At 57.7% G+C, this 11,912-nt stretch carries 12 protein-coding genes; 10 read left to right on the top strand and 2 right to left on the bottom strand.

From position 1 onward, the window contains the following. Positions 1-310 precede the first annotated feature (310 nt). Positions 311-631: a hypothetical protein gene (locus ACSYDW_RS08345; protein ID WP_438338257.1), complete on the bottom strand. Its 321-nt coding sequence runs from the start codon at positions 629-631 to the stop codon at positions 311-313. Between the two features lie 222 nt (positions 632-853). On the opposite strand from ACSYDW_RS08345, the gene ACSYDW_RS08350 reads away from it, so the two are divergent. From ACSYDW_RS08350 to ACSYDW_RS08380, 7 genes are all read left to right on the top strand, one after another. Further along, on the top strand, positions 854-988 hold the full coding sequence (locus tag ACSYDW_RS08350) for a hypothetical protein (protein ID WP_438338258.1): 135 nt from the start codon (positions 854-856) through the stop codon (positions 986-988). A gap of 182 nt (positions 989-1,170) precedes the next feature. Then, the gene (locus tag ACSYDW_RS08355; protein WP_438338259.1) at positions 1,171-1,500 is read left to right on the top strand and encodes a hypothetical protein; all 330 of its coding nucleotides are present in this window, start codon (positions 1,171-1,173) and stop codon (positions 1,498-1,500) included. Between the two features lie 146 nt (positions 1,501-1,646). After that, positions 1,647-1,817: a hypothetical protein gene (locus ACSYDW_RS08360; RefSeq protein ID WP_438338260.1), complete on the top strand. Its 171-nt coding sequence runs from the start codon at positions 1,647-1,649 to the stop codon at positions 1,815-1,817. A gap of 201 nt (positions 1,818-2,018) precedes the next feature. Beyond that, positions 2,019-2,456, top strand: coding sequence for an ATP-binding protein (locus ACSYDW_RS08365; RefSeq protein ID WP_438338261.1), 438 nt, complete (start codon positions 2,019-2,021; stop codon positions 2,454-2,456). 344 nt (positions 2,457-2,800) lie between these two features. After that, entirely contained in the window at positions 2,801-3,031 is a 231-nt protein-coding gene (locus tag ACSYDW_RS08370) for a hypothetical protein (protein ID WP_438338262.1), read from the top strand. Then, entirely contained in the window at positions 2,959-3,819 is an 861-nt protein-coding gene (locus ACSYDW_RS08375; protein WP_438338263.1) for an IS110 family RNA-guided transposase, read from the top strand. The genes ACSYDW_RS08370 and ACSYDW_RS08375 overlap by 73 nt, the downstream gene beginning before the upstream one ends. 657 nt (positions 3,820-4,476) lie before the next feature. Further along, entirely contained in the window at positions 4,477-5,526 is a 1,050-nt protein-coding gene (locus ACSYDW_RS08380) for an IS110 family RNA-guided transposase (protein ID WP_438338264.1), read from the top strand. A gap of 326 nt (positions 5,527-5,852) precedes the next feature. Here ACSYDW_RS08380 and ACSYDW_RS08385 read toward each other — a convergent pair whose 3' ends face one another. Then, on the bottom strand, positions 5,853-6,884 hold the full coding sequence (locus tag ACSYDW_RS08385) for a CDP-glycerol glycerophosphotransferase family protein (protein WP_438338265.1): 1,032 nt from the start codon (positions 6,882-6,884) through the stop codon (positions 5,853-5,855). A 306-nt stretch (positions 6,885-7,190) separates the two neighbouring features. On the opposite strand from ACSYDW_RS08385, the gene ACSYDW_RS08390 reads away from it, so the two are divergent. From ACSYDW_RS08390 to ACSYDW_RS08400, 3 genes are all read left to right on the top strand, one after another. Further along, positions 7,191-8,570: a stealth family protein gene (locus tag ACSYDW_RS08390; RefSeq protein ID WP_438338266.1), complete on the top strand. Its 1,380-nt coding sequence runs from the start codon at positions 7,191-7,193 to the stop codon at positions 8,568-8,570. Positions 8,571-9,038: 468 nt separating this feature from the next. Next, the gene (locus ACSYDW_RS08395; protein ID WP_438338267.1) at positions 9,039-10,259 is read left to right on the top strand and encodes an acyltransferase family protein; all 1,221 of its coding nucleotides are present in this window, start codon (positions 9,039-9,041) and stop codon (positions 10,257-10,259) included. A gap of 849 nt (positions 10,260-11,108) precedes the next feature. After that, positions 11,109-11,900 carry a hypothetical protein gene (locus ACSYDW_RS08400; protein WP_438338268.1) on the top strand — a complete coding sequence of 264 codons (792 nt, stop codon included), beginning with the start codon at positions 11,109-11,111 and terminating at the stop codon, positions 11,898-11,900. The last annotated feature ends 12 nt before the right edge of the window (positions 11,901-11,912 follow it).

Genomic DNA, 11,912 nt, shown 5'->3' on the forward strand with positions numbered 1-11,912 from the left:
GCGCTTGTGCTCCCTGACTATCTTGAGATGCCGTTTCGAGGCTTCAACTCTACTTTGGCACGCCTGCCATTTAGCGAACTGGCAAGTGGTCCGACGTTCGCCTAATGCATAATCGGCGTGGCTAGTGTCAGCATCACGCAGCGTCGCTTTCTTAGCCGGCACAACGCGGACTAAGAGCAATGAGTGCATCGTGCCGGAATCTTGAGTTTCCGCTGTGTGTCGCCTGCCACGAGCACGTAACCGCAAACCACCGTTTTTATCACTCTCAGGGGACCACCAGACGCGCCTTGCCAGAACGGCCCATGGCGACTTATTGGATCGACGTAGCGGCATCATCGACGCGGAATTTCTGGAAGTTGAGATGCAGGGAGGTCAGCGTGGTTGAAATCAGGGAAGTCCTGCGCGCATGACTGGGAGGCGCGGGTTTGCGGACCGTGGTCGATTCGCCGGCGCGGACAGGAAAACGGCGCGCCGCTATTTCGATGCCGCGCAGGCGGCCCGGCTGGAACGCGACACCGTCCCCGAATCCGTGGGCGATGAGATCATCGGTGCCTTCCTGGCCGCGGTCCGCCCGGCCCGGTCCGCCCGGCCCGGAAGCGCCCACGAATCCATGGAAGCGCACCGGGAACAAGTCACCCCCCTGGGTGGCCCGGACCCCTGGGGAGAAACTGCTGAGCCTGGTCAAGGTCCACGAACTGCTCACCTGCCAAGGCGTGAAGGTTCCCTACCGGACGCTGCACCGCTTCGCCACCGAGCAGTGCCGGTACCGATCCAAGCAAATCACGGTGCGGTTCAACGACGGGGAATCGGGGGTGGACTGCCAGATCGACTTTGCCAGATCGAATTCTCCCAGATGGGCTACCTGCTCGATGAGAACACCGGGACCAGACGCAAGGTCCATACCCTGGTCTTCACGGCCGACTATTCCCGCCACATGTTCTTCTGGCTCACCCACACCCAAACCCTTCGTGCGGTGATCGTCGGGTGAGAGATGGCGTGGGTCTATTTCGGCGGGGCGTTCAAGGTATTGATCCCGGACAACCTCAAACCGGTGGTGGCCGCCGCGGACCCGGTGAACCCGCTATTTACCATCGGGTGGCTGGACTACGCGGCGCATGCGGGGTTCGAGACCGACCCGGCCCGGGTCCATTCCCGAAAGACAATCCACTGGTGGAACGCATCGTGCAATACGTGCGCGGGAAATTCTTCGACGGGGAGAACTTCCTGGATTTGGAGGACGCCCAGACCCGCGCCATTGCCTGGTGGTATGAGAAGGCGGGGATGCGGATCCACGGCACCACCCAGTCCCGACCGCTTGAGGTCTTCGACGCCCAGGAATCGGCACGGTTGCTGCCGGTGCCAATCGATTGCGACGCGCCGGCGTCCAAGTACGCCAAGGTGCACCGGGACCACCACCTCGAGGTGAACAAGGGCCTGTATTCGGTGCCAAGGGACTACATCGGCGCCGGGTCCAAGTCCGTGCCGACTCCGAACTGTTGAAGATCTACCGCTACGGCCAACTGATCAATACCCCCCCCGGCCGGGAAACCTGGCACTCGGCGCACCGATGCGTAGGCCCTGCCGGCTGAGAAAAGCGCCTGCGCGTACGCGGGTGAGAACGTGGGGATATCTATGTCGAGAGGATCGTGGATGACCCGCTGCCGTGGGCGCGGATGCGAACCGTTTACCTGCTCAACGGTTTGGTGCGCCACTATGGCCCCGACGCGGTGGATGCTACCTGCTCGCGCGCCCTGGAGCTTGATGTCATCGCGGTCGGGAAGATCGCCTCGTGCTGGCCATGGCCACCGAAAACCTGATCACCCTCAACACTCAGGGCGCACCCGGTTCCTCGGCCCGCTTCGCCCGCGACCCCTCCGAATACGCGAGGCTGCGGCCCGAACCGGCGCCGGAAGCTGGCTGCAGCTGACCCTCATCGAAGGCAACACCGGCGCACCGCGGGCCCAACGCGCCAACCTCGATGCGGCAATGCGCCTGGAAACGTGGGAGGAAAACCGGAGATGGCATACGACCGTGCGCTGCTCTCGGGCCTAACTTCCCTGGCCTTCACGCAGACCGGGCACGCGATGCTGCTGCTCTGGCCAGTAGGGGTCGGCAAGACGCATCTGGCCACCGCGCTGGGACACATCGGGATCCGCAAGCGTCTGAGCGTGCATTTCACCCTGGCCGACAAGCTCTTCACCCAGTTGCGGGCGGCCCGCCTGGATAACTCGCTGGATGCCGAGCTGCGCAGGATCGCCTCGGTGGACCTGCTGATCATCGACGACTTTGCCATCAAAAAGCTTGACGCCACCGAAACGAACGACTTCTACGAGATCGTTGTCGAACGCCACCGCCGCAAGTGCACCATCATCAGCTCCAACCGGGAAGCGGCCGAATGGATGGCGATTATCAGCGACACCCTGCTGGCCCAGTCGGCCATTGACCGCCTCACCTAGGGCGCTCGCATCCTCGTCGTCGCGGGGCCTTCATTCAGGCAACGGGACATCCGAACCCGGCCCCTTGTCGAGGAACCGGGTCGATAGCATGCTCGATAGCATTCGCAGGTGGTCCCATATCCCTGGCAAGGGACACGCTGTGGGCCAGTTGGCATGACAGGGGCCACACTATAAAGCGTCCTTGGACGGCTTGAGCGCACTTCTCGGATCAAGTTAGACAACTTGTGAGAGAGACCGGGACCTCCGCTTCAAGCTTTCGTGGTTTGCCATCCGGTGGGGCCTTGGCCTTGCAGCCAAACCGCTGTGGAATGGTAGTGCCACATTGAAGGTTGGAGGTCCCGGCTATGTCCGAGCGTACCTATATCGGGCTCGATGTCCATGCCCGCAGCATCGTCGGGTGCGCCCTGAACATCGACACCAGGGAGATCAAGCACATCCGTTTCGAGGACGACCTGCTGGGCGTCTCGCAGTGGGTGCAGGGCTTCGCCCCCCCGGGGTCCGGGTGGTCTACGAGGCCGGGCCCACCGGCTTCGGGCTGGCCCGGCATTTCCGGGCCGCCGGCATCGACTGCGTGATCGCCGCCCCCTCGAAACTGTTGCGCGCTCCCGGCGATCGCATTAAGACCGACCGGCGTGATGCAAAAATCCTGGCGAACATGCTCGCCATCGGCGAGGTCGTCGAGGTCAGGATCCCGGACCCCGAACAGGAGGCCCTGCGGGATCTCTCCCGCGCCCGGCATGTCGCCTCGGTCGACCTGGCCCACGCCAAGCAGCGGGTCAACGCGATCCTGCTGCGCCACGCCATCCTGTTCCCCGGAGGAAAGTCCCGCTGGACCCGGGAACACCTAGCATGGCTGCACCAACAGCATTTCGAGGACCCCGCCCTCGAGTTCGCGTACCAGGAATCCCTGGCGCAGGAGGATTCCATGGCCGTGCGGCTCAAGCGGAGCGACAAGGAGGTGGCCCGCGTGGCCGCGGACTGCCGGTACACCGAGGTCGTCAACGCCCTGGCCTGTCTGCGCGGCATCAGCACGGTCGGCGCCTTCGGGCTGGCCACCGAGATCGGGGACTGGACCCGCTTCACCGGGGCCAGCATCGGCGCCTACCTGGGGCTGGTGCCCTCGGAACACTCCTCGGGCGAGACGCGCACCCAGGGTTCGATCACCAAGGCCGGCAACACCCATGCCGGCACCTGCTCATCGAGGCCGCGGCCGTGCACAAGCGCCCCTACCGCAGGCCCGGGGTCCTGGAGATGCGCCAGCTTGAGCTGGTGTCCCCGGCCACCGCGGCCCGCGCCCGGCAGGGCAACCAGCGCCTGCATGCCCGCGCTGCGGCCTTCGAGGAACGCCACAAGATGCCCGTGAAGGCCAAGACCGCCATCGCCCGGGAACTTGCCGGGTGGTGCTGGTCGCTGGCCGCACCCCTGCAGGAGGGCCATCCCATGGCCGGACCGTGAACCCTACAGACGTGCCCCGGCGGACGCACCCGGACGAGGCAACATGCGGAGCCAATGCGAGATGCCGCTATGGGTAGGCCCCAAAGCCGACGCCCGATGCTAGACGACGCTACGCTCCACTCGAATTCCTTGTCATGCGGTACCCAACCCGCGTTTATCAGTCTGACCATGCCGTCGACCATGACCTGCCGAACCGGGTCCGATGCCACCGCCGGGGCACGGGAAGAGCGGCTCCCGGATACCAAGCTTCCGGAAGCCGCTCATCTCTGACTCTTGACAAGACTTCTCACATATCTCTAATGGGTGGTGGCAAGCCTGAGGTTTGCTGCCAGACTTGCTCCACGCAAGCGGGGCGTGACCCTTCACATATCTGACCTGCCATTGCAGTGTCTTGATGCTGACTTGTCCACCCCGTCCGCGGGGCCAGTCTGGTTCGCACCGGTGGCCTGATAGAAGGTTGTCCGTCCCGCGGCGCCCCGTGGGACGTGACTCGTTAGAGATCTGTCTCGGAGTGAACCCCTCAAGGTGGCCATTCAGTGACCTGTCTTGGGAAGGAACCCCTGCAATGAGCGCGGTCCGAGAGCAATACGTGAACATCGTCGGCGTGGACACCCACGCGCGCACCAACACCTATGCCATCCTTGTCGCCGCTTCCGGCCAGGTCATGGATACCGCAACGTTTCCCACAAGCCCGCCGGGCCTGAAGCGGGCCATTGCCTGGATCGACCGGCACAGCCTGCCAGGAAAGACGCTCGTGGCCATCGAGGGCACCAATTCCTACGGCTCCGGGTTGACACGGGCCCTGCGCGCCACGGAGCTGGATATCTGCGAGGTGCGTCCGCCGCGCCGGATGTCGCGTGCCGGCCGCGGAATATCCGATGACAGTGATGCCTTGGCGGCCGCACGCACGGTGCTCGGGGAACAGGTCGAGGCCCTGCTCGATCCCCGTTCGGAAGGGGGCCGTGAGGCCCTGCGGATCCTAGTCAATGCCAGAAGCGCCATGGAACGCCAGAGCACCGCTGATCGCTTGATGCTCACCGCGCTGCTGCGCACCATGGACCTGGGCGTCGATGCACGAAAGGCCCTCGCCGACGAGCAAGTCTTGCAGATTAGCCGCTGTCGGACTCGAGGAACTGATGACCTACAGACCCGGATTGCACGCGCCGAGGCCACGAGGCTGGCCACTGCCATCAATGAATTCCGCTCCCTCTTGGCGCGGAACAAGAAACAGCTTCACGAAATAGTCGACCAGTTGGCGGCAGGTCTCATGGACCTGCCAGGGCTCGGCCCCGTATGCGCCGCGCAGGTGCTTGTGTCCTATTCGCACCATGGCCGCGTCCGCTCGGAAGCGGCCTTCGCAGCTCTTGCCGGAGTGAACCCGATCCCGGCGTCCTCAGGCAACAACGTCGGACACCGGCTTAACCGCCACGGCGACAGGCAGCTGAACAAGGCACTGCACACGATTGCCAGGTCCCGGATGGCTAGCGACCCCGTCACCAAGGAATACGTTGAGCGGCGGAGCTCGGAGGGCAAAAGCCTGAGGGAGATCCGCCGCAGCATCAAACGATTCATTGCCCGGCAACTCTTCAGGAAACACCGAACCCTGTTGACTTAAGCCATGGAAGGGTCAGCGGTACCTTGATGCTATGTTCAGGAAGGAGCGTCAAACCCGGCGAGCGTACCTTGTCCGATGAAGAACAGTTTTGCGTGTGTGGCACAGTCGGTCTGAACGTGGAAGCCGGCTCACTCGATAAGGATGCCCATTCATCAGGTATGCGTAGCGGGGGTCCACCTGTACGTTCCCTCTGGCATGGAAGTTGCAGAAAGTCGAAGAGCGGTCCGTGCCCCCCTCAGCATTGCCCCATCGAGAGTGCAACTTGACTGGTTTGCCACGGGACTCCCTGCTGGGAGGAATTGAATATCTCATTCTGAACAGTTGACTTACTCACGATTGGGTGGGGATTCCGAGATTGCCTTTTTTGTTGCTTCGATGAATCTTTCAGTTCCGGTTCCGAGAGATGGAGCACCGAAAACAAAGTCCCTGAATACAGTTTGTGCGGAGGGGATTGGTCCGGTTGCGGCCTCGTAAACGAGATCGGCAATGTTGCCGATCTCATCCGGGGAAACTTGCCGGAGAGCGCTTATGGTCATCCGTAGCGATTTGCTTCTCTCGGACTGTCGCAGAACGGAATCGCTGGTGGAGAGTATCACAGGCTTATCCAGGCCAACGGCGTCCATAGTCATAGCAGAGTTGTCCGCGACGACTACATCACTGCTGACAATTGCCGCCGTGGCGTTCGTAGATTTATCTGTGCGATGTCCTGCTTCAGGATTTCTTGCGGCAGCGTTGGCAATTCTGCTTTCAATCTTCTTTAATGCTTCAAGGGTTTCTCTGGACCAAGTTCCAGACTTTGGATGAGGCCTGAACACGACAGTGAATCGGTTGTCATTGAGCAATTCTTCGACAATGGCCATGCCAATATTTGGCAAAGAACTATAGGCCATTTGTCGGCTGTCCCCCTCCCACGTGGGCGCGTACAGAACCCTAATTCTCAGACCTGTCGGCTGGATGATGTCCGGAAAGTCATCCAATTGTGGCCGTCCGATAGTGAATAAGCGCTCCCTATCAAACCTTCGGACTACCGAGAGAATCCTTGCGACTGCCGCATCTCCGGCCACAAATGCAAAGTCATATGCTTTTAACTGATTGGATACCATCGACACTTTGTCGCTCTCACCGTGGTTAAGGTGGATGTGAATAGGCGACGTGACACGAAGCGCGGTGAAATTTGCTTGCGAATTGTTCACGTAGAAGACCGCGCGAACGTTGCGAGCGAGTATGAAATCTTCGTACGACTCCATGGACCTGGTCAGTAGCACGGGCAAGTATGTTCGTTCAGAAAGTGTCCGGGCAACAAAAGGGTCGGCGACGACATATCCGACTTCTAGGCCACTCTTAGCAAGAGCTTCCAAAGGCCTAATCCATTGCGAAACCTGGTACACCTGCGCGACGGGATCTGCAAAGAAAACGACGAGATCGCAGGTTTGATTGAACGACCTATGACTTCGGACGAGCTTTCGCTGTATGGATGATTCATGTATAACACCATTAAGTCTGTGAATCGCCGCTGCTGCAGGACGCATGAGTTTGCCAATGTATCGCACTGTCACAGACTAGTCTGAATGATCCGAAACACCATGGCGGCTCGACAAAGTGTGCTATCCAACCAGCTTAAGCCTTGTAAGGTAGACGTGCAGGACTTGTTTGAATGAACACGAGTGAAAAAGCAAGGAGCCGTTTGGATGTCGCGATGGAAGGGCAACTTGGCGCGCCTTGTACCTGACTGGAAATGGCGACTGCTGGTTGACCTGACCAGTCGGCGGCCTGTTACGTCAGATTTGACACTCGATCAAATCAAATCTCGAGAATTTACGCGCTACCATCAAGTATTTGCCTCATCGACGGCACAAATTGACGAAGACGAAAGGTGCGTTTACCTAACCCCTGGGGATTCTCTCGCGATACGGATGAAACTGGAGGAGATGGGCGCCAGGGTCGTGCGCATCGATCGCCAAGCGGTATCGCCCAACTTTGTCACCGCGTGGGCAGTCGCCTCTAAAGAATTGGTCGGACGTCGAAATGACCTGACGGAAGCGTTCGGCGTGAGGATATTTGAAACCCACGATGGACTCAAACCGTTGCACCCGAACATTCTTGATTTCACTGAGCCAGTAGATGTCGTCTATACCTGGGTTGACGGCACAGATCCCGGTTGGCTTGCCGAACGCGATCTTCACTTGGGGCCAGGGAGTGGAACAGACTTACCGACAGCTGCTTCAGACGCGAGATTCGTGTCCAACGACGAACTGCGTTATTCACTTCGTTCCATGGATGCTTTTATGCCGTGGGTCAACCACATATATTTAGTCACTGCCAACCAGAGACCAGAGTGGCTAGTATCAAAGCATCCGAAACTGACCGTTGTGAGTCATGATGAGATTTTCCGGAATCCACAAGACCTTCCAACCTTCAACTCGCATGCCATCGAATCGCAGCTACACCATATTCCGGGATTGGCTGAGCATTTTCTTTACATGAATGATGACCTATTTTTTGGAAGATCAGTTCACCAAAACTCATTCTATTCATCGCAAGGACATACCGTCTTCTCCAATTCCGAGCGTAGCTACAAGCTGGACATCGAGAACAATCTACCGATCAATTTGGCAGCGAAAAATAACGCGCAACTCATTGAAGAAACTTTCGGACTGAAAGCTACACTCAAGTTCAAGCATGTAGCGCACCCGCAGCGAAAATCCCTACTGTCGACGATCGAGCGGAACCATCCCCAGCAAGTAGCAAGGACCGCTGCCGCCAAATTCCGGAGCCCTTCTGACCTATCGATTCCTTCGTCGCTCGCACACTACTACGGATCCGCCGTCGGAAGCGCGATCGGCAAAGACGTGGCCTACGCCTACATCGATTTGGGCGCCACGAACGCCCAGTTGAACCTGGCCAAACTCTGTTGGCGTGGGCGCCCTCAGATGTTTTGCCTTAATCAGGTCTCTGGCTCGAGTAGGGACCTTGTTCGTCAGAGCGCGGCGCTCGGACACTTTCTTGATTATGCATTTCCTTGGAAGTCTTCGTTCGAAATCTAGGTCATACGCCCGGTCCGATCTGCGAAGTGCTTGGTTAGTTTTGATCCTTGTTGCGTCACGTTCTGTTCAAGTCTATTCACCGAGTTCAGGTTTAGCTTTCGTGACCCAATGTTGCCATTACACCTATCGAGTGGCATGGGATGCCCAGGAAGCGGATACTTCGGTAAAACGGTTTGGGCATTCAGTTACTTGAGCTACGACTTTGCTCGGAATAGGAAAATTGTGCACTGCGAGTCATTCATTCATTGAATGCATAGGTTGCGGCGGATTGCATTCCTGGTAGGCAAACCTGGGTGTTCCATCGAAGGCATTCGTCCACCTGGTGCGAAGACGTTTGCGCGGATTTGGAATGACTTCGACATTGCTCACGATCTGCCAGTGCAAGATAGTTCAGGTATCCCATTGCGCCTTTGAGGACTAGTTAGGCTGCAGGTAATTCTCAGATTAGTATTGGCGAGAACTCTTCGTTTGCATGGACTTGCAGGCCTCATATTTGTACTTGTTTCAGGATGGGAGCTTGCATACACACGAAATCTCTCAGTCGAAACGGAAGCCAAAAATGTGCCGGCCCCCTTGCCAACCATTGGTCGTGTGCGCTTTAAACTACTCGATGGACTCCGGTTCTTCGCAGCATTCGCCGTGATCGCATACCACTACCTTGGTTTCGACCACTCGCGTTGGGGTGTGCCCCCGCTGGAACTATTCCCTGTTTTGTCACCAATGGCCGCCTATGGAGCGCTCGGCGTGCAATTGTTCTTCATAATCAGTGGCTTCGTCATTCTCATGTCAGCCCAGGGGCGGACTGTTGGCGAATTTGTTAGTTCACGAATCTCGCGGTTATTTCCGGCATACTGGTTTGGCGTGCTAGCAACAGTATTCCTCTATGTCGTTTTAGCGCCTGGCCAGTTTAAAACGCCGTCCATCGAAATGGTCTTAGCCAACCTAACAATGGTCCAAGAAGCTCTTGGTATTCCTCATATCGATGGCGTCTACTGGACGTTGTGGGTGGAACTCCTGTTCTATGTTTTGATATGTGGACTAATCGCCATAAAGCCGAGTGAATCTAGGATTGTCGCGTTTGCATTCCTTTGGCCGCTCATCGGCGCAGTCGCACAACGGAGTGAATCGGATTTCCTACGGATGATGCTTTCGCCCCAGTATGCACCTCTTTTCGCGGGTGGAATGGCGCTCTATCTAATCCACGCTTATGGCCATAGCCTGTCACGCTGGTTGCTTGTAGTGTTCAATGTTTGTGTTGCTAGCCAACAGACTGTCGACAATTTCCTGATGACGGCGATGCAAAAGAATACAGGTCAGGAATTGTCGGCAACCGTTGGGGTGCTCGTTGTTGTAGGTTTCTTTGTGGTCGTGGCACTCGTTACGGTCACGCCTTTGAAGGGCCTGGGGCCAGACTGGTTGACGTATGTTGGAGCCCTCACTTTCCCCATTTACCTTGTGCATGAGGCCTGGGGTTGGTGGATCATCTCGTTGGTGAACCCCGAACATGGTAAGTGGGCCGCTCTATTAATGGCCATCGTTTTTAGCCTTGCCTTTGCGATGATAATTGAACGATTCATTGAACGGCCGATCCGGCCCATGATTGGCAATGCACTGCGGTCGACCAGTCAGGTCCGGTACAGCGGAAAGCGTTCTAGCGGCAGGCAAGTTGATCTCCAATCAACTCCTTAAGCTGAGGAATTAGTTCTGGCTGAGCAATGCTGCGGTCTTAGCCACCTAGGAGTCACTGACAAGAAATGCGCCAAGTGGTATGAGTGCAACGAGGATTCATTTTCTGCTCGGTGATTTGCAAGACAGTCGAGAGGAACTTGTGTCGCCGACTCTGTCCCATCGCATGGGAGCGTGTTGGCGAATCGAACTTCCGGCCGCCGGGGGTGGTTTCAGTCTCGCGGATGGCATGGGCCTGAAGCAAGGATCCCCTACAGAGTCCAGAAATGAGCTGACTGGCCGATGCGGTCTGTCAACGGTGGCCACAACGAATGCCTCTACCACGGTGTTCCAACCTAGAGCGCCATTTCCTCAGGGCCTGTGGTCACATCTCAGTACCGTAGCGCACCACGTACGTATCTCGGAGTGCATTCAGCGGCAGCCATTGTCTTGGCGCTCACTCGGAATCTGGTTGCTCTCGGGTCTGCACAGTTGCCTCCAGCAGTTCAAACCGGCTGCAAGTGCCAGTGCAGATCCACAGGAAGGAACCAAGCCAGTTGGTTCACTTGAGGTATTCGCAAATCGGAGCAACGCTGGTTGTCTCTTTCACTCACTGGATAAACAATTCCGGGCAGCTGAAGCGTGGGGCCCACCGATAGTTGATGCCACTGATGGGCTAACATTATCTGGTGGTAGTGCGCCCTTTCGGGCATGCCTAAGTCAGTATCAACAAGTGAAGTTCAAGGGGCGGGCCAGAGTTTGAAAGTCGATGTAGGAGAACTTAGACGATTTGCCAGGCGCCTGCGGAGTAAATCACGTCGAGAACTCAATAAGGCGGTGGCTGCTGGCGAAACGCTACTCAGGGGCCAGCCAGTGACCGTGATCGGACTGGTTTATTCCGACGGAAAGTCTCTCAATGTTCTCGCCGAAAAGTCTGCAACGACCAAACGTCCGACATTCGAGATCGTTGGCAATTCATCCGATGCACTTGATGCACGCCTCCAGGTTGTGGCTGAAAGCAGCCGCTGGATTCAATTTTATGGCAGGATCCCCGGTGAGATGGACGAGTTCGAGTTAAAGGCCATGCGTGGAGGGAGGCGGGTACCTGTCGCTGACGGCACTGCGGGGGTCCAAGGACAAGGTCACGTGCAGAGCTCTACTTCTTGGAAAACAGGTGCGCGCTGGTTGGCTGCGTTCCGACGGAACAGCATCCAATTTGGCTTGGTACCGGATTCGGAACCAATCTCAATCCTGGGCATATCCACTGGCCTTGGCCGCATAAAGCTTAGGTTGGGGTGTTCAACGGAGAGTTCCGGGTCACCCACTGAAGTAGTCTTGCGTGCACGCAAGTCCGACCGACAGATTGTGATCCCCGTAGAAAGCGATTCACGCGAGGGTGAGTGCCTAATTGATGCCTCGTCGGTGGCTGAGGCCTTGGTCGATTTTCCAGTCGGAGAATCAACTTGGGACGTCTCGGTCAACGGTGCGAGACTGCATTTCGGGCGAACTGACATTGCCCATCCACGTGCTGCCTTCAGATTCGGATGGGTAGTGGCCCGATCTGGCAAGCGCTTCGTCAAGATGCGCCCTTACTGGACGCTTGACAAGAAACTCGCAATCGAGATGAAAATGACCGCTGAGATGACCACGCCGAGCAGTCCGTAACTTAGAAATGAA

Origin of the sequence: Paeniglutamicibacter selenitireducens (assembly GCF_051550675.1) — a bacterium.
In the GTDB taxonomy this organism is placed as follows: domain Bacteria; phylum Actinomycetota; class Actinomycetes; order Actinomycetales; family Micrococcaceae; genus Paeniglutamicibacter.

Coding starts and splice junctions, on each gene's coding strand:
- ACSYDW_RS08350 (WP_438338258.1), top strand. CDS start 854: ATGGGCTACCTGCTCGATGAGAACACCGGGACCAGACGCAAGGTCCAT.
- ACSYDW_RS08365 (WP_438338261.1), top strand. CDS start 2,019: ATGGCATACGACCGTGCGCTGCTCTCGGGCCTAACTTCCCTGGCCTTC.
- ACSYDW_RS08370 (WP_438338262.1), top strand. CDS start 2,801: ATGTCCGAGCGTACCTATATCGGGCTCGATGTCCATGCCCGCAGCATC.
- ACSYDW_RS08380 (WP_438338264.1), top strand. CDS start 4,477: ATGAGCGCGGTCCGAGAGCAATACGTGAACATCGTCGGCGTGGACACC.